Consider the following 17,494-nt stretch of genomic DNA (forward strand, 5'->3'; position numbering starts at 1 on the left):
GGCGCAACGCGTCTGCAGTCACAGAGGCCGCTGGAGGAACGGATCTTGACGACCCCCCAGCGGCACGCCGACCGGCCAGCCCTCTGCATCTCAGGTTTCCGGTCGGCGACGGCACGGCACCCTCCACCAGCCAGACGACGTGGCTGGAACAGGAGCTCGCTGAGGTATCTGAAATCAGCAACGCCACGCCGGGGATCACGAGAGCCCGGCCTTCGCATCGCGGACAGACCACAACCATCCGACCCCCGAACCGAGCCGACCAACTTCCCTGGTCATGGTGACGAGCGGGATCAGTACGCGGTTCGGAATCCATGACAGCCACCCGCCGCAGGTCCGCGATCCGAGCAGCTACGGGATTCGTCGATACGTCCCACAGGTCTCCGTCGGCCACTTTCAAGACACGGCCTTGGCCAGCAGCTCCGGGCTGGTCTCAGCCCGGGGTGGGGCCGGTCCAGTCCGTGGGGACGTGGCCGAGGCGGACCCGCTGCGGGTGGTCGCCGACGGGGATCGAGGTGACCTTCTTGCCGGTGGCGAAGTCGATCGCAGTCACCTGGTCGGTGCCGCTCTCGGACACAACGCAGTGCTTGCCGTCTCCACTGACGGTAGCCCAGTACGGCTTGGAGGCGGCGACGAGCGGGCCCTCCTGGAGCGTCTCGCGGTGCACGACAGTGACGTAGTCGTCCATGGTCCCGGCGATGCAGAGCTTGTCGCCCTGGGGGCTCATGGACATGCCGTGGTGACGGGAGTCGTTGACGTAGGTGGTGCGTTCGTCGCTGGTATCCGGGTTCTTCGGAAGCGTCTTCACTCGGGTGATCTCGTCATTGTGCACGTCGTACTCGACGAAGCCGTTGAAGAAGGAGAGCTGGAAGTACATCTTCGACTCGTCGGGCGAGAAGGCGACGGGGCGCAGCGCGTCGGACAGGTCCTTGCGGCCGAAGGCGTCGAGCCGCTCGCGCATGTCGATGATCTTCTCCACCTCAAAGGTCCTCGCGTCGGCGATGGTGATGCGGCGGTCGCCCTTCGTGAAGTCCTGCCAGGGCGCGTCCATGTCGGTGTTGACGTCGCCGATGGCCATGTTCCAGAGGTACTTGCCGCCGTCGGTGTAGACGTTCTCGTGCGGCTTGTCGCCCGTCTTGAAGTTGCCCGCTTCCTTGCCCGTCGCCATGTCCAGGACGTGCACGGTGTTGGAGATGGAGGAGGAGACGGCGACCTGCGTGCCGTCCGGCGAGACCGCCATGTGGTCGGAGCGGAAACCGGACACGGGGAAACGCCAGTTGATCTTTCCGCTCCCCACGTCGATGGAGACGACGTCGGCGAAACTCGGCCGGGAAGCGACGACGGACTTACCGTCCTTCGTGGTGTACATGTCGTCGACGTACTGGTCGTGACCCTCGCCCGGGCCGAGCCGGATACCGAGGAAGAAGGCGAGCTTAACGGGATTGAGGTAGATCTCCCGCAGTCGCTCCTTCTTGTCGGGGACTATGTTGATCCGGCCGATTCTGGCGTAGTCGCCACGGGAGTTGATGACGTCGGCGGTGCCCTCCCAGTTGTTGCCCACGAAGAACACCTCCTTGAGCTCCGACGCGCCGACTTCCCGCGCCTGCTTCGGGGGCTCGCTCGCGCCGGCCGAGCCGGGGATGATGGGCAGCGCGCCTGCGGTCAGTCCCGCGGCCACAAGGGCGGCCGCACCAAAGGGGCGCCGACGGCGAGGACGACGGGTGATGGAACGCGTCATGGTGAACTCCAGAGGCAGGAGTGGGTGGCGCGCCGTCGGACAGGCCCGCATCTGTTACTGGAGGTAACGTAGCCAGAGGCGGGGAACTTGAACAGAGCCCAATCGAGATTTCTCGCCCGGGGGGACTGCTACGCCTACGAGAGCCTGGGTGCGCGCCTCGAGGGGCCCAGCGCCCAGCCCTCCAGTTGTACTTCGTCACCCGGCGCACGTCGCTGCTGCATGAAGGCCGGCGCGTCGAGTCGGAGCGGGCGCTAACCGCCTGGGCAAGCCGGAACCTCGCCCCGTCGAGGAAGCGCGCGTTGCATGCAATGGGCGGCCTCGCAGGAACGCCGTAAGAGGTCACCGGCCGCCGGACCGGGCGGGCCCTCCTACCCTGCGGCCGAGCGCATCGAAGTAGGGTCGACGACATGTGGACTCGGGTGAACGGAATCAGAACGCTTGAACTGGGCAGTCCAGGCAGCCTTCGAGACGAACTCAACGCCCTTGTGATGACGGGAGCCAAAACCGCCACCGCCACCCTGCTGGCCGAGTATGTGGACGAGGGTGAGGAACGAGAGTTTCCAGGAGAGCGCCTTGCTCTCCTCGGCAACGACGGCACCGTCCTCGCGGAACTGCAGGTCACCCACGTGATGACCGTGCCCTTCCGCGAGGTGCCCTGGGCTTTCGGCCAGGCCGAAGGCGAAGGCTATACCGACCTCACCCACTGGCGCCGTGCCCATATCGACTACTGGCAGAACGTCGAGGGCCGCACTATCGACGATGCCTCTCCCGTGGTGTGCATGCACTTCACCCGAGCGATCTCGCCAACCGCCCGAATCGACAGCGACACCCCTCCCGGGGCATCTTCCATCGACTCCTGACAGGCCCGCTGCAATCCTGCGATCAAGCTGGTCCGTGACCGACAGCAGCCGGTGGAAGCGGTCATGCCGGAAGCGGGTGACCGCGCCGCGTGCGTCGATCTCGGCGACGGCCTGCGAACGGTCCCCTTGACCACGTACCGCTTGGTGTGGCCGAGGCCATCCGTCGCGGACGTCATGCGCAGACCGGTCGCGGGGGCTGTGCCTTCCCAGGTGAAGTGGGCTTCGAGGTGACCGTTGGTGCCGGTCTGCTACACACAGCGGACGTACTCGTAGCTGCTGCCGTCGGTGTCCGTCCAGGCTGGGCACGGAAGCCGTCTGCCTCGTGTCCGGTGCGGCGATGCCGGGGGAAGCGCGCAGGGCGGGGGATGCGAATACATGGCCCGCGTGGGCTGCAGAGCGTCCCATGCGCGATACGAGTCCGGACCTGCCAGGGCTGCCACCACCTCGTGGGGTGCGTGCTCGGACGTAGCTACCGGCGTTACGTCGATGGAGCCCAGGCGTGCATGCTTGACAGCCCGAGGATGAGCCGTGGACAAACGGCGGCATGAACTGCGGTGTCGGCTGTGACCGTGGCCTCGGGCCGGGCTCGCAGGCAGTCACATGTCCCGCCCGAGGGCCGACCCGTCCCCGGCGCCGCGCCGCGCCGGGGACGGCCACCGTCGGTGCCTCCCTCCGGCTGCTCGGACGCGGGAGGAACAGGCAAGTGGAGTCGCTTGAGAGCAAGGGCGTTGACGGCAACGATGATGCTGGATCCGGACATGGTCAGGGCGGCGAGCTCGGGGCGAAGAACCAAGCCGAGAGCGGGTTCGAGAACACCGGCGGCGATGGGCAGCGCGATCGCGTTGTAACCGATGGCCAAGCCGAGGTTCTGGCGCATCTTACGCAGGGTGCCCCGTCCGATTCGCAGAGCCGTGGGGACGTCGAACGGGTCGGAGCGCATCAGGACGAGGTCAGCGGTCTCGATGGCCACGTCGGTGCCCGCGCCGATGGCGATACCGAGGTCCGCCCGGGCAAGGGCGGGCGCGTCGTTGACACCGTCGCCGACCATGGCCACCTTTCGACCACCCCGCTGAAGCTCGGCTATCCTGGCGGCCTTGTCGCCGGGGAGCACCTCGGCGATGACGGTGTCGATGCCCAGTCGCTGCGCGATCCGTGCGGCGGTGGCCTGGTTGTCGCCGGTGAGCATGACGACCTCGACGCCGAGAGCATGCAGCTCGGCTACAGCGGAGTCGGAAGTGTCCCGGGGGGATCCCCGGTAGGTGTATCGATCAGGCCGGAGGCGGAACGGTAGGGCGTGATGCCCTCAGGCGGGGCCGGCAGTGGTCGTCCACGGTGTCCCTGGGCCAACTGCGGAAAGTGGGTGACGAGTTCGTCGACGCTTCCCCCGCGGCCCGGAATCGCCACCACACCGTCGGCGCGGGCGACCATGCGATCGGCGAGGAAGACACGGTGCAGGTCGTGCCGCAGCGCCGCCGATATCTGCGTGCGGCGGCCGGGGCCGGCGACATGGCGCCGCGTGAGGGTGCGGTGGGGGTCGGCGGTCACGGTGAACACCAGCTGCGCGCCGAGCCGGTGCGCCGCCTCGGCCATGGCGAGAGAGCCGTCGTCCGCATACCGCGCATGCACGACGTCAGGCCGGGCGCCGGCGCCCGCCAGCAACTCCGTTGCCCACCAGGCGAGCGCCGCCCGGGTGCTCCCCCATCTCCTCCTGGGCAAGGGACGAGACGGTGTCCACGGGCAGGGCGATCACCCAGTGATCGTCACCCCGGCACCGGATCAGCGGACCGCCGGCAGCGAGGTCCTCATGGCCGGCGGTCACCAGTGTGACCACTCGCGCGACCGGCTCGGTGCCCGTCAGAGCGTCGCCGAGCAGCACGCTGAGTCCCCCACTGAGCCCGGCGCCGGGTGCGTCGAGCCGCCCGAGGAGCATCGACTGGGCCACGAGGATCCCCTGTCCCGTGGCGGACGGCAGTGGCCGGACGACCTCGCGCAGCGGTGCGGCGTACTCGTGCTCACGCCCCATCTGCCGCGCCCAGACCGCGGCGAGCATCAGCCGCTCGTAGGCATCGTCATCCTGTCCGCCCGCACCTCGGTTCGTACCCGCCCCACCCGTCGCGCCCGGCTTGCAGGCGCTCGGGGCGGGCAGCGCGGTCGCGCCGCCCTCGATGTGCGCGAGGTAGCGCCAGGCCGCGTGGCGGACGCCACGGTCGGTGTCACGGGCCGGCCCAACCGCTTCCGCCGGTTCCAGCGGGCGAAGGCCGCACGCCTGAGCGACCTCCAGCAGGTGCCGGACCTCCAGGGGAGAGGAGCCCGCGAGCAGCCGGCGCCGTAGCGCCTGGGTGGCACGACCGTGCCACAGCACGGCCTGCTCCCATCCCTCGGATGCCGTGGTTCGCAGTGCGGCACTACCGTTCGCGAAGGAGGCAAGGTCCTCCGGGTCGAGAGGCAGCCCCATGCGGACGGCGCCGGCGGACTCCCGCCAGCAGCAGATCGTCCGGAGCGCATCCGGCCTCCGACCGGGCGGCACGGGAGTCCGCGGGAGTTCCTGGACGCCACGAGGCAGGGAGCCGTTCCGGCCCTGCTCGCGCAGGCACGCCACCGCCGCGCCGACATGCTGGCGAAGCCGGAACGGGTACTGGAGGAGTTGTCGGCGCTGAACGAGCGGCTGCGCCCTGACTGGTACGTGGTGGATCAGCTCAGTTACGCCGCGACGCTGGCCCTGCACTGCCTCGGGCTGCCATACGCCACGTACTGCCCCGGTCACCCAAGCTACGTGCCCGCCGGCCCTGGTGACTACTTCGGTGTTCCCTACGCCTGGCCGTCGGCCGTCCGCCCGGACGGGACCGAGCTCGCGGTTCTGCTGAAGGCGGCGGAAGCCAACGACGCGGTGTTCAACCGCCTGTTCTCGGACTTCGCCGAAGCCCGCGCGCCCCACCGGCCTCCGCCCGGACGAGCCTTCGCACTGGCATCACCGCACGCCGTGGTGCTCAACTATCCCTCGTTCGAGTGGCTTCCGGCGGCGCCGGCAAACCCGGTGCGGCTGTCCCCCTTGAGCCACTCGCGGAACCCTGGGCCGGCGAACTGGCGCGACTCGGTGCTGGTGGTCGCCCCGTAGTGCTGGTCGCGCTGGGTACCTTACTGTCCGCTCGGGACGACATCCTGGCCACTGTCGCCGAAGGCATACTCGATCACACCGGTGCGAGTGTCGTCGTGGCCGCCGGGGACCGCGGCGCGGAGGTGAAAAGGCGGACGGAGCATGTCACCGGCCGACGGGAGCGGCTGCTCGTGGTCGACACCGTGCCGCAGACCGACCTGCTGCCGCGGATGGCCGCGATGGTCCACCACGGAGGCAACAACTCCTTCACGGAGTGCCTGCAGGCAGGCGTACCCGCACTGCTTCTCCCGTTCTCCAGCGACCAGTTCGCCGTCGCCCACGATGCCGAGAGAGCTGGAGCAGGCGTCTGTCTGAACCCGGTCACCCTCTCGTCCCGGAGCGTCGGCACGGCCGTCGCCCGCCTTCTCTCCGATCCCCTTCCGGGCCTGGCCCGGCTCAGCACGGAGGTACGGGCCCGAGGACCGCACTGGGCAGCCCGGCGCCTGATCGAGGTGATGACGGACAGGGATTCACCGATGCTCGCGGACGGTCGGGCCGTTCGGCCCTGTTCCGGGTCTGGGCGGCCCTAGCATCCGGTTCCTTGCGGATGTGGCATGGAAGCCATGACCACCGACCGGGCGCTCCTTTCGGCCACCGGGGTACGCAAGATCTACCGGACGGGCTCCGTGACGGTGACCGCCCTGCTCGATCTGGATCTCCTGGTGCGCCACGGGGAGATGGTGGGGGTAATGGGCCCGTCCGGGTCCGGGAAGACCACGCTTTTGAACTGCCTGTCCGGGCTTGACGACATCGACGGCGGCCGTGTCGTGGTCGACGGCCACGACCTCTTCGCGATGTCGGACGCCGCACGGACGGAGCACCGGGCCCGGACGATGGGCTTCGTCTTCCAGGCGTTCAACCTCATCCCGGTCTTCTCCGCGGTGGAGAACGTCGAGCTCCCCCTGCTGCTGGTCGGCAAGCCGTCGCGTGAGGCACGCCGAAGGGCGCTGGAGATGCTCGACCGGGTGGGCCTGTCGCACCGGGTCGAGCACCGGCCGAACGAGATGTCGGGAGGTGAACAACAGCGGGTGACCATCGCCCGCGCCCTCGCCGGACGTCCTGCGATCGTATGGGCGGACGAACCCACCGGTAACCTCGACAGCGCGATGGCGGGCCAGGTGATGGACCTGCTGTGTGAACTCAACCAGGACGAGGGTCAGGCGATAGTCCTCGTCACGCACGACCCCGCCATCGGCTCGCGAGTCCCCCGGCTGATCCGGATGCGCGACGGTCAGCTGGTCGAGGACCTCCACCAGCGGAGTCTCTCCCCTGACGCCGACGCCGACGTCCATTTGGGTTGACCATGTATCCGAACCTGCTGGCCCCGCTGCTCATCCTGCTTGCGGCCGCTCTGGCGCTCCTCGTGCTGGTGGCCGTCCGGCAGCCTGTGGCACGGAGACTGGCCTTCCGGCAGCTCGCCCGCAGGCGCACCGAGGCCGCCCTGGTGATCGGTGGATCCGTGCTCGGCACGGCCGTCATCATCGGGGCACTGGTCGTCGGCGACACTCTGAACTTCTCCGTACGCCAGGAGGCGTACCGGACCCTGGGGCCGGTGGACGAGCGCGTCGTCTCGCCCGACGGTCCGACCGGGCGTGCCGTCGCCGAGCGGCTGGCCGGGCTGTCTGACGATCACGATGTCGATGGCGTACTGAACGCCCAGGTCACCCAGGCATCGGGCGTCAGCAAGCCCGGCGCCCGCACGCTCGCGGAACCGCGTGTCCTGGCCTGGCAGATGGACTTCAGGGAGGCGTCCGGCTTCGGAACGCGAGGCGGCGATCCCGGGCTCGGCGGGCCGAATCCGAAGCCAGGAGAGGTCGTGATCAACGAGCCGCTGGCACGGTCCCTGCGCCTGGGAGCCGGCCAGCCGATCACGCTCTATCTGTTCGGGACACCCCAGGCCTTCCAGGTGGACCGCGTGGTTCCGGAGCGGGGCCTGGCGGGCGTGGGCCTCGGCGGCAGGCTGAACCATGACGCCTTCCTGGCTCCTGGGACGCTCGAATCCGCTGCCCGGGCCGCCGGAGGGGAGCCGCGCTCCGTCACCTTCGTCTCCAACCGCGGCGGTGTCGAGAGCGGAGACGCCCTGACCGCGCGGGTGACCGCGGACATCCGTCAAGCGCTGAGTCCCGACGCCGGCCAGACAACGATCGAGACCCCGAAGCACACCGTCCTGCGCGAAGCCGAACAGGCCGGGGACTCCATAGGCGCACTGTTCATCATGATCGGCAGCTTCAGCATCATCGCAGGCGCTCTCCTACTGGTGAACATCTTCGTCATGCTGGGTGAGGAGCGGAAGTCCCAGATGGGAATGGTGCGCGCGGTCGGGATGAAACGCTCGCGCCTGGTCAGTTCCTTCACCCTTGAGGGGGCCGCGTACGCGCTGTTGTCCGCGCTGCCGGGCGTGGCCATCGGCGTCGGTGTCGGCTGGGGCGTCGCCGTGGTGGCTGCGGAGATCTTCCGTGGATGGTCGGTCGGCGGCAGCAGCATCCGGATCGCCTTCGCCGTCACCCCCACCAGCATCCTCAACGGCATCGCCATCGGCCTGCTGATCGCCCTCGCCGCGATCCTCGCGACCAGCCTGCGCATCAGCAGGTTCAACATCATCGCCGCCATTCGGGACCTTCCGGCGTCGCCCGGACGTCGGCCTCGACGCCGGCTGCTCATCGTGTCCGGCACCCTGGCGGTCCTGTGCGCGCTCGTGACCGTCCCCGCCGTGGCGCGCAGCCAGCCCGATGCGACGTACCTCATGCCGGCGCTGGCCCTCGCCTTCGCCACTCCGGCGCTGCTGCGTGTCCTCCCCCGGCACGCCACCACGAACCTGGTCGCCGGTACGGTTCTCGCCTGGACACTGCTGGCGCCCGTCGTCCGCCCCCGTATCTTCGACGCGCCCTCGATGTCGGTGTACGTCGTCCAGGGCGCCCTGGCCGCCTTCTCCGCCGTGGTCCTCGTCAGCGAGAACCAGAAGGTGTTGCTCCGACCCGCGCGCAGACTGCTGGAGCGACCGTCGGAGTCCGGCCTCGCGGCACGGCTCGCCGTCGCATATCCGCTGGCCAAACGGTTCCGGACCGGCGCGACGCTGGTGATGTACACACTGATCGTATTCGTGCTCATCCTCCTGACGGAGATCTCGGGCATTCTCCGTGCCGGAGTCGACGGAGTCGTCGCCGATGCCACAGCCGGATACTCCCTGCGACTTGACTACACCCCGCAGGCGTCCCGCGACCGGTTCGTATCCGAACTCCGTGGTGGCCGGTCGGCCGCCGAGATCGCCGCCGTCACACCGCTGCTCAACGCCACTGGGCGGGCCACCGATCCGGGGCAGCGAAGTGCTCAGCCACTGGACGCCGCCGTCGTCGGCGTGCCCGACGGGACAGTCACCGGCATCACGTTCCGGGAGCGTCTGCCGGGCCTGGCAGACGACGCCGCGGTGTGGCGGACTCTCGCCTCCGATCCCCGGTACGTCGTGATCGACGGATTCTTCGGCAGCACCGGCGGCCCTGCGGGCGACTACTACGACCCGGGCGACGCCCTCACCCTGACGGATCCCCGGACCGGTCGCAGCGACCGGAAGGTCATCGCGGGGGTGCTCACCAACGGAATGGTCTTCTACCCGGGCGCCGGTTCCCGTTCGACGACCTACCCCGTCGTGACCAGCGAACAGGCTGCGCGCGAGCTCTTCGGAGATCAGGCCCAGAACGCCTCCGCCCTCGTCAGGAACCGCCCCGGAACGTCCCCTGACGCCCTGGCCGCCCGCCTGCAGGGCGAGCAGTTGTCGTCCAGCCTGGTGGCCACACCCATCGAGTCGGACGTCCGCCGCCAGTTCGACTCCAGCACCGCCTTCTTCCGCCTCATGCAGGGCTTTCTCGCACTCGGCCTCGGCGTGGGCATCACCGGCCTCGGAGTCGTCATGGTCCGCTCCGTACGAGAACGCCGACGCACCATCGGCATCCTGCGGGCCCTCGGCTTCCGTTCCCGGACCATCCAGCGGTCCTTCCTGTGGGAGAGCGCCTTCATCGCCACGGAGGGAATCGTGCTCGGATCTCTGCTCGGCGTACTCACCACCTGGCTGATGTACAGCAACAGCGCCGCGTTCGAGGGCCTCGAAGGAGGCTTCCCGGTCGAATGGGGCAGTATCTGCGGCCTGGCCGCAGCTACGTTCGCGGCATCGCTCCTGGCCACGATCGGACCGGCTCGGCGCGCGGCCGCCATCCGTCCGGCGCTCGCTGTCCGCGTCTCCGAATGAGACGGGATGACAGCGATCCGGGCTCCCGTGAACCGACCGCCCGAACGGGGATCGCCACGACGTCCCAGGCACGGATGGTGCGGCAGGACATGAAGAAGTCAGTCAGTCCCGCCGACGGCTGTCGTGCCGGGAGGCATGGGGTGTCTTTTCGCGTTCATGCTTCGGCATCGCCTGGGTGACGATGACTGCGGCCTGCACCCGGCGCTCCACACCGAGCTTGGCCAGCAGCCGAGAGATGTTGTTCTTGACGGTCTTCTCCGAGAGGAAAAGCCGCTTCCCGATCTCCCGGTTGGTCAGGCCCTCCCCCACCAGGACAAGGATGTCCCGCTCCCGGTCGGTCAATCCCGGCAGTCCCTTCAGCGGGTCGTCGTGAGGAGCGCTGTCCTGGCGGAGGCGGGCCATCACACGAGCGGTGGCACCGGGGTCCAGCAGGGACTGGCCCGATGCCACCGTGCGCACGGCTTTCACCAGGTCGTTACCGCAGATCTGCTTGAGGACGTAGCCGGACGCACCGGCGATGATCGCGTCCACCAGAGCTTCCTCGTCGTCGAAAGAGGTCAGCATGAGGCAGGCGAGATCGGGCATGCCCGACCGGAGTTCCCGGCACACACTCACGCCGTCGCCGTCCGGAAGCCGCACGTCCAGAACCGCGACATGTGGGCGCAGTGCGGGCACCCTCGCCAGCGCCTGCTCGGCGGTGCCTGCCTCGCCCACCACCGTCAGGTCCGGTTCCGCGTCCAGCAGGTCGTGCACCCCACGCCTCACCACCTCGTGGTCGTCGAGCAGAAAGACTCTGACCTGCGGCTTCTCGTGGGAGCCGTCGCTGCTGCCGATCATCACAGTCTCCGTAGTCCCCGGAGGAACTCAGCAATCCCTGTATGTATCGTGCCCCGGCATACGTTGAACGGCCAGTGGCGGGCGGCCTCGACCGCCCGGGCCGTGAGCGAACGATCGCTCCTCCCGTGGTCTACGAACTGTCCGGGGTCTCCCATTGCGGCACCAGGGCCACCGTGCATTCGGCGTAGTGGAGTACGCCGTGATTGACCTTGCCGAGAAGTGTCCCCACCCGCCCCCGGCGGCGGCGGGCGCCCACGACCAACAGGTCCGTCGTCGCCGAACCCTTGACGAGGATGTCGCGCGCGCTGCCGCCGACAACCGTGCGTCGTACGTCGACCGTGGGGTGCTTGCTCACCAAAGGGCGCAGCGCCTCGTCAAGCAGGGCTTCCGCATGCCGCGCAAGCTGAGTGGCCTCCAGGGGTCCGGCGGCTGACGTGTGTACCGGGCGGCGCCACGCGGTCACCGCGTCCAGTCCTACGCTTCGCGCCTCAGCCATCTGGAAGGCGAACTCGACGGCTGCCGAACTCGCCGCGGCGTTCTCGACGCCGAGGAGTATCCGGCCCGGACGAACTGCCGCCGCCGGAGTCCCGCCGCGTACCACGACCACCGGGCACAACGCGCGGCCGGCAACCGCGAGGCTGACAGATCCGAGCAGGAGCCCTTCCAGAGCACCGTGGCCGCGCGCACCCACAACAAGCGCCGAGGCATTGTGCCCTCCCTGGAGGAGAGCTCGGACCGGACCGGCGTCCACAACCTCCACGGTCGCTTTCACCTCGGGGTTGCGAAGGTGAGCGCGCTTCACCGCTGAGCCCAGGAGCGCGTCGGCCTTCCCGCGAGCCGCTTCCGGAGTCCCCGGAATCACGTCATCATCGCGACCCATCGAGGCGTGGATCAGATGAAGTGGGATCGCCAGGCGAGACGCTTCGTCCACGGCCCAGTCGAGCGCCGACAGGCTGGAGGGGGATCCGTCCACTCCCACAACCAAGGGCAACCACACGTTCACCACCGCCCTGCATCGCCGGACCGTGTGCACTCCCACTCTCACCTTCTCACTCGGACACGCTCGACGAGAGGGTCGGTCGGGTCACGCCGAGGGACGTTCGGCGCCACAGCCGTCGAGTCGCCTGCCGGAGCGCGAGGCCAGGGGAAGTGGGCCAGTTGGCCCAGGCTGGTGGGCTCACAGGCCCTGGAGTCGCCCGCACGCAGGGCGCAGCCTGGTAGGAACGGGCCCGCACCGGTGAGCCGAGGGCGCCGACCGGTGGCGGTAGTCGCAGAAGGTGGTGGAAACGGTGTCCCGAAAAGTGCTGAAAGTATTGATCGCCTACGGGACCAAGAATGGTTCCACCGCAGAAATAGCCCAGGCCATCGGGACAGTCCTGCACGACGCCGACGCAGGTCTGATGACCGACGTCCGGCCCGCTGCGGAGATCGAGGACATCGCCCCCTACGACGCAGTCGTGCTCGGTGGCGCCCTGTACGCGGGGCGCTGGCACCGGGACGCGCGGCGTTTCACCAGAAAGCACCGACGCGGCCTCACCGAACGGCCGGTCTGGCTCTTCAGCAGCGGTCCACTGGACCCGTCGGCGTCCGAGCGCGACCTCCCGCCGGTTCCCGGCGCCCGACGTGCGGAGCGCAGAACCCAGGCGCGCGAGCACGTCACCTTCGGCGGAAAGCTCGAAGCCGGAGCGCAGGGCCGTGTCGCACGGATGATCCTGGAACAGGGCCGAGGCGGTGACTTCCGCGACATGGACAGAATCGCCGAGTGGGCCGAGGGAATCGCCGACGACCTGGCCGGCGCGACGCGGACGCCGTGAGCCACCATGCTTGCGCCCGTATGGAGACGGCAGTGGCGTGACCATCCGTTGCGACGACGCGTCGACCTCCTGGAAGCGTGGGCGTTCCTGGTCCTCTCCGCGCTCCTGGTCCTGGGCGCCCCGGCGGCCGGCGCGGCCGCGGCACGGGCTGTGTACGCACACGACCTGGCTGTCGCCGCCGACCAGGAAGCTTCTCGGAGGCAGGTCCCCGCCGTGGTCGTCCGCCGAGTTCTCCCGGCCGACTTCTCTCTGGGAGAAACAGGCCACGGCGAGACCGTACGGGCCCTTGTCCGCTGGACCGCGCTGGAGGGAGACCCTGACCGCGGCACCGCGCTCGTTCCGGCGGGCCTGGAACGAGGGGATCGCACCACTGTGTGGCTGGACCGCCGAGGCCATGTCACTGCTCCTCCGCTCAGTCATGAACACGTCGTGGCGGGAGCGTTCACCGTCGGGGCCTTCACCGCGGCCGCGGGAGCGGGAGCGGCCGCTGCCACCGGACTCGTCGTGCGCCGCGTGGCCGGTCGCTACCGAATCACGGAATGGGAGCGCGAGTGGCAACGGGTGGGCCCCAGCTGGAGGCGTCACGACGCATGACACGAAAAGGCATGTCCGCCCTCGACGAAGGAGTCCGCCGATGACCGCCTCGCCCCACACCGTGAGTGATGTCATGACCCACACCGCGGTCGCAGTAGGACGCCGCGCGTCGTACAAGGAGATCGTCCAGCTGATGGAGCAGTGGAAGATCAGTGCCCTGCCTGTACTCGAGGGTGAGGGCCGGGTGATCGGCGTGGTCTCGGAGGCCGACCTGCTGCCCAAGGAGGAATACCGGGTCGACGTGCCGACGGCCTCCGACCGGCTGCCGAGCGACGTGGCGAGGGCCGGTGCGGTCTGTGCGGAGGAGCTCATGTCGAGCCCCGCGGTCACCGTGCACCCTGACGCCACCCTGGCCGAAGCGGCGAGGATCATGGCGCGTCGGCACGTCAAGCGGCTGCCCGTGGTGGACCGCGTGGGCATGCTCGAGGGAGTTGTCAGCCGTGGCGATCTGCTGAAGGTGTTCCTGCGCTCGGACGAAGAGATCGCAGCGGAAATCCGCAGCGGTGTGCTGCCGAACGTACCTAACACGACGGGGGTCGAGGTCTCGGTCAGGGACGGGGTGGTCGTTCTGGGCGGGCACCTGGACGACCGGGCACTGGTGCCACTGCTGGCCAGGGCCGTCCGTGCGGTGGAGGGGGTCGTGGACATCCGGCTGGACCTCACACGCGTCTGAACATCGCGGCCTCCGCCCGGGCACCGGCGCCGGCGGCGGTGATCAGGCCAGGGTGAGGAACAGCTTCTCCAGTTCCGCCTCGTTCATGGTGGGGGCACCGCTCTCGGGGACGGTCAGGCATTCCCGCATGCGGGAGGCGATGATCTTGAATCCGGCACGGTCCAGCGCACGGCTGACGGCGGCGAGCTGGGTCACCACGTCTCGGCAGTCGCGGCCTTCCTCGACCATCGTGATCACTCCGGCCAGCTGCCCTTGTGCGCGGCGCAGCCGGTTGAGTACCGCGCGGGCCGAGGCTTCTTCCTCGGCCCGCGCAGCCTCCTGGGTCGCAGAGGTCTCCGGGGCCGTGTCCGGCAAGGTCTGGTTCATCGGTTGAGCTCCTCGGCAAGTTGGGCAAGCGCGATGTCCAGTCTGCGGGTGGCCTCGTCCGCGACCGCGCTCATGGCGTCAAGGCCGGTCGAAGTGACCATGGTGGCGGGGTCGAGTGCCTGCACCACCGTCGTGGAGCCCTCGGTGCGAACCACCACGTTGCAGGGCAGCAGGAGCCCGATGTCCCGGTCGATGTCAAGTGCCCTCTCGGCCAACTGGGGGTTGCAGGCGCCCAGGATCACGTAGTCCTCCATGTCCCGGCCGATCTTGCTCTTGAGCGTTGCTGCGACATCGATCTCGGTGAGCACTCCGAATCCTTGCGAGGCAAGGGCTTGGCGGGCGGCATCCACAGTCCTGGCAAAGCCGGCATGGACGCGCACGGTCCGGGCGTATCCCATGGTTTCCCCTTCTGATGCGACAAGAACGGCAATTCACCTCATGATACCCCTAGGGGTATCACTTACCCGGATTTGATGCGCAGGTGGTGCTGATCTGAGGAAGTAAGCAGGGACCGGTCCGCGCGATACCCACGCCGGACCGCGCCACAGCCGTTCCTATGATTCCCCTCGCACGGCGGTGCTGCCGGGCCGCCGCATCCAGAAGTGCCCACTGAGCCGCGCCGCCACGAAGGCCGGCACAGCAACGGCGGCTGCCAGAGCGAGCTCCGACCAGCCGAGTGCCACGGTGTCCAGTACCGCGCGCAGGAAAGGTACGTAGAGGGCCGCGACCGCCAGCCCGGCCGACACCACCACAGCGGCAGGCAAGAACATGTTCTCCCTGGTCAGCAGCCGGTCCCGCAAGCCGAGCACGACGCCGAGCTGCGCCATCAGGAGAGACAGGAACAGCACGCTCTGCCAGGGCCGGTCGAGGGCGTGGGCCCAGAGTCCCGCTGTCAGCGAGGTCACGGTCACGACCGCCCCCAGGAAGAACATGCGCTGCCACAGGCCATCGCCCAGCACATGCTGCTCCGGTGGCCGCGGCGGCCTCCGCATCGACCCGGGGGAAACCGGCTCGGCGCCCAGTGCCACTCCGGTGAGGCCGTGAGTGAGAAGGTTGATCCACAGAATCTGACCGGCACGCAGCGGAAGCGGAAGTCCGAGGAGAGGGCCGACCAGCATCACCAGGATCTCGGCCATGCCGCCGGCCATCCCGTAGAGGAGAAACCGGCGGATGTTGTCGTACACGCGGCGCCCTTCCTCCACCGCGGCCACCACTGTCGAGAGTTCGTCGTCGGTCAGCACCAGGTCGGCGGCTTGGCGGGCCACTTCCGTGCCGCGGCGGCCCATCGCTACGCCGATGTCGGCGCGGCGGAGCGCCGGACCGTCGTTCACGCCGTCCCCGGTCATGGCGGTGACATGTCCACGAGCACGCCATGCCTCGACGATGTCGAGTTTCTGCTCGGGATCGGTGCGTGCGAACACTCTGACCCGCGTCGGGTCCGGCACCTCACCTGCTGCCAGCGCTCGCCCGGTGACCACATCTGCGGGCGACGCCCCGTGGTCGAGCACACCGACGCGCGATGCGATCGCCTGCGCGGTCGCCGGATGATCGCCAGTGATCAGTACAGGCGTGATGCCCGCGGCCCTGCAGTCGGCCAGCGTCGCCTCAGCAGCCTTCTTGGGCGGGTCGCTCAGGCCGGCGAGTCCCAGCAGTCGCAGTCCGGTCTCACCGTCCCGCAGCGGCGTGGGTGCCTCGTCCCGGAGGGCCGAGGCGATGGCGAGGACCCGGTATCCTTCGGCTGCCAGCGCGGCCGCGTGCTCCCGGGCATGCCGGATGAGCGCTGCGGGTGCGTCGATCACGGCTTCGTCGAGCACGACTTCGGGCGCACCCTTCAGGCAGATCAGGAAGGGGCCCTCGGGTGTGCCGTGCAACGTCGTCATCCTCTTGCGGAGACTGTCGAAGGGCTCCTCGCCCCTTCTCGGGTACCGCGCGTTCAGTTCCTGCTGGTCGTCGCAGCCGGCCTTGGCGGCCGCTGCGAGCAGCGCGGCCTCGGTAGGGTCGCCCAGAGCGGTCCAACGGCCGTCGTCGGCCTCCGACGGCGGACGCAGGCGAGCGTCGTTGCACAGTGCGGCAGCTCGGAGCACTTCCCTTACGGAGTCGGGGCCCCCGCTTCCGGACACCAGGACGTCGCCGGCCGGGTCGTACCCGGAACCGGTGAACCCGGCCTCAGCCTGTGGGGTCCACAGCCGCTCGACGACCATGCGCCCTTCTGTCAGCGTGCCGGTCTTGTCCGTCGCCACCACGGACACCGAGCCCAGGGTCTCCACGGCCGACAGGCGGCGGATCAGAGCGTGGCGCGCGGCCATGCGCCGCGCGCCGAGAGCCAGAGCCAGGGTCACCACGGCTGGGAGTGACTCGGGAACAGCTGCCACCGCAAGGCTGATGGCGGTCACTGCCATCGTCCCGACATCCGTTCCGCGGGCCAGGCCGAGCCCGAAGACCAGGAGGCACAGTCCCAGCGTGACGAGAGCCAGAACTCTCCCCAGCGCCGCCAGACGGTGCTGCAGGGGCGTGGTCTGGGGACGGGTGTCCAGCAGCTGCGCGATCCGGCCCAGGGCACTCGCCTTCCCCGTGGCCGTCACGTGGGCGACCCCCCTTCCACGGAGCACGATGGTGCCGGCCTGGAGCCTGGCCGCCTCCGGGGAGCCGGGAAGAAGCGCCTTGTCCACGGGGACGGCCTCACCGGTCATCATGGACTCGTCGAGCAGCAAGGCGGAGGCGTGGCGGAGCTGGGCGTCCGCCGGGACGATGTCTCCCTCACCCAGCAGAACGAGATCTCCCGGAACGACATCGGCGGACGGCACTTCTCGTTCGAGGCCGCCGCGTCGCACTCGCGCGCCGGGAGCCGACAGGGCGGACAGAGCGGAAACCGCGTGATCGGCTCTGATCTCCTGCACGACGCCGACGGTGGTGTTCACGACGATCACGAGGGCGATGACAACGGAATCGGCATGGTCGCCGATGGCCAGCGTCAGGGCGATCGCTCCGAGCAGAACCATGATCAAAGGGTCGCGGAGCTGAGCCGCGACGCGGGTACGAAGCCGCACCGCGTGCTCCGCCGCCACCGTGTTCGGTCCGTAACGCGCGAGGCGACTGGTGGCCTCTTCCTCCGTCAGGCCGTCGTCGCGGACGGCCACTTCCGTCGGCGTCGGACCTTGCTCATGACCTGACACGGTATCTCCGTTCGACAGCGGGGCGCGCGGGCTCGTACCGGTCGGCGC

The 17,494-nt window shown here is 69.1% G+C and carries 17 protein-coding genes; 8 read left to right on the forward strand and 9 right to left on the reverse strand.

Going from position 1 to position 17,494, the window contains the following annotated elements; translation table 11 throughout:
- Positions 1-430: 430 nt before the first annotated feature.
- A complete protein-coding gene (locus AB0C82_RS24015) occupies positions 431-1,735 on the reverse strand; it encodes a YncE family protein (protein ID WP_362845506.1) in 1,305 nt (434 codons plus the stop codon).
- 407 nt (positions 1,736-2,142) lie between these two features.
- On the opposite strand from AB0C82_RS24015, the gene AB0C82_RS24020 reads away from it, so the two are divergent.
- Positions 2,143-2,595 (forward strand): ASCH domain-containing protein, encoded by a 453-nt coding sequence (locus tag AB0C82_RS24020; RefSeq protein ID WP_362845508.1) that lies wholly within the window; start codon positions 2,143-2,145, stop codon positions 2,593-2,595.
- Positions 2,596-3,073: 478 nt separating this feature from the next.
- Here AB0C82_RS24020 and AB0C82_RS24025 read toward each other — a convergent pair whose 3' ends face one another.
- The 3 genes from AB0C82_RS24025 to AB0C82_RS24035 are packed head-to-tail and all read right to left on the reverse strand — an operon-like array spanning position 3,074 to position 5,050.
- Positions 3,074-3,808, reverse strand: a complete 735-nt coding sequence (locus AB0C82_RS24025; protein ID WP_362845949.1) for an HAD-IC family P-type ATPase — start codon at positions 3,806-3,808, stop codon at positions 3,074-3,076.
- 5 nt (positions 3,809-3,813) lie between these two features.
- Positions 3,814-4,221 carry a hypothetical protein gene (locus AB0C82_RS24030; protein WP_362845510.1) on the reverse strand — a complete coding sequence of 136 codons (408 nt, stop codon included), beginning with the start codon at positions 4,219-4,221 and terminating at the stop codon, positions 3,814-3,816.
- Between the two features lie 4 nt (positions 4,222-4,225).
- On the reverse strand, positions 4,226-5,050 hold the full coding sequence (locus AB0C82_RS24035; RefSeq protein WP_362845512.1) for a hypothetical protein: 825 nt from the start codon (positions 5,048-5,050) through the stop codon (positions 4,226-4,228).
- Between the two features lie 156 nt (positions 5,051-5,206).
- Between AB0C82_RS24035 and AB0C82_RS24040 the strand changes: the two genes are divergently transcribed.
- The 4 genes from AB0C82_RS24040 to AB0C82_RS24055 are packed head-to-tail and all read left to right on the forward strand — an operon-like array spanning position 5,207 to position 9,989.
- Complete coding sequence (locus AB0C82_RS24040; RefSeq protein ID WP_362845514.1) at positions 5,207-5,710, forward strand: hypothetical protein; 504 nt, start codon at positions 5,207-5,209, stop codon at positions 5,708-5,710.
- Complete coding sequence (locus AB0C82_RS24045) at positions 5,710-6,279, forward strand: nucleotide disphospho-sugar-binding domain-containing protein (RefSeq protein ID WP_362845516.1); 570 nt, start codon at positions 5,710-5,712, stop codon at positions 6,277-6,279. Before AB0C82_RS24040 ends, AB0C82_RS24045 begins: the two co-directional genes overlap by 1 nt.
- Positions 6,280-6,312: 33 nt before the next feature.
- Complete coding sequence (locus AB0C82_RS24050; protein WP_362845518.1) at positions 6,313-7,050, forward strand: ABC transporter ATP-binding protein; 738 nt, start codon at positions 6,313-6,315, stop codon at positions 7,048-7,050.
- A gap of 2 nt (positions 7,051-7,052) precedes the next feature.
- A complete protein-coding gene (locus tag AB0C82_RS24055) occupies positions 7,053-9,989 on the forward strand; it encodes an FtsX-like permease family protein (protein ID WP_362845520.1) in 2,937 nt (978 codons plus the stop codon).
- A 102-nt stretch (positions 9,990-10,091) separates the two neighbouring features.
- On the opposite strand, the gene AB0C82_RS24060 is transcribed toward AB0C82_RS24055, so the two are convergent.
- Together AB0C82_RS24060 and AB0C82_RS24065 are read right to left on the reverse strand one after the other, a co-directional pair.
- Entirely contained in the window at positions 10,092-10,826 is a 735-nt protein-coding gene (locus tag AB0C82_RS24060; protein ID WP_362845522.1) for a response regulator transcription factor, read from the reverse strand.
- A gap of 130 nt (positions 10,827-10,956) precedes the next feature.
- On the reverse strand, positions 10,957-11,799 hold the full coding sequence (locus AB0C82_RS24065) for a universal stress protein (protein ID WP_362845524.1): 843 nt from the start codon (positions 11,797-11,799) through the stop codon (positions 10,957-10,959).
- A gap of 328 nt (positions 11,800-12,127) precedes the next feature.
- On the opposite strand from AB0C82_RS24065, the gene AB0C82_RS24070 reads away from it, so the two are divergent.
- Genes AB0C82_RS24070 through AB0C82_RS24080 form a run of 3 tightly spaced genes read left to right on the forward strand, consistent with a single transcriptional unit; the run spans position 12,128 to position 13,907 of the window.
- A complete protein-coding gene (locus tag AB0C82_RS24070; RefSeq protein ID WP_362845526.1) occupies positions 12,128-12,640 on the forward strand; it encodes a flavodoxin domain-containing protein in 513 nt (170 codons plus the stop codon).
- A gap of 6 nt (positions 12,641-12,646) precedes the next feature.
- Positions 12,647-13,234: a hypothetical protein gene (locus tag AB0C82_RS24075; RefSeq protein WP_362845528.1), complete on the forward strand. Its 588-nt coding sequence runs from the start codon at positions 12,647-12,649 to the stop codon at positions 13,232-13,234.
- Positions 13,235-13,274: 40 nt separating this feature from the next.
- Positions 13,275-13,907, forward strand: a complete 633-nt coding sequence (locus tag AB0C82_RS24080) for a CBS domain-containing protein (RefSeq protein WP_362845530.1) — start codon at positions 13,275-13,277, stop codon at positions 13,905-13,907.
- Positions 13,908-13,949: 42 nt separating this feature from the next.
- Here the strand turns inward: AB0C82_RS24080 and AB0C82_RS24085 are convergent, their stop codons facing one another.
- The 3 genes from AB0C82_RS24085 to AB0C82_RS24095 form a co-directional block, all read right to left on the reverse strand.
- Positions 13,950-14,273, reverse strand: a complete 324-nt coding sequence (locus tag AB0C82_RS24085) for a metal-sensitive transcriptional regulator (RefSeq protein ID WP_362845532.1) — start codon at positions 14,271-14,273, stop codon at positions 13,950-13,952.
- Positions 14,270-14,671: a DUF302 domain-containing protein gene (locus AB0C82_RS24090; protein WP_362845534.1), complete on the reverse strand. Its 402-nt coding sequence runs from the start codon at positions 14,669-14,671 to the stop codon at positions 14,270-14,272. Before AB0C82_RS24090 ends, AB0C82_RS24085 begins: the two co-directional genes overlap by 4 nt.
- 156 nt (positions 14,672-14,827) lie before the next feature.
- The gene (locus tag AB0C82_RS24095; protein WP_362845536.1) at positions 14,828-17,446 is read right to left on the reverse strand and encodes a cation-transporting P-type ATPase; all 2,619 of its coding nucleotides are present in this window, start codon (positions 17,444-17,446) and stop codon (positions 14,828-14,830) included.
- Between the last annotated feature and the right edge of the window lie 48 nt (positions 17,447-17,494).

Source organism: Streptomyces sp. NPDC048560, assembly GCF_040650955.1.
Taxonomy (GTDB): domain Bacteria; phylum Actinomycetota; class Actinomycetes; order Streptomycetales; family Streptomycetaceae; genus Streptomyces.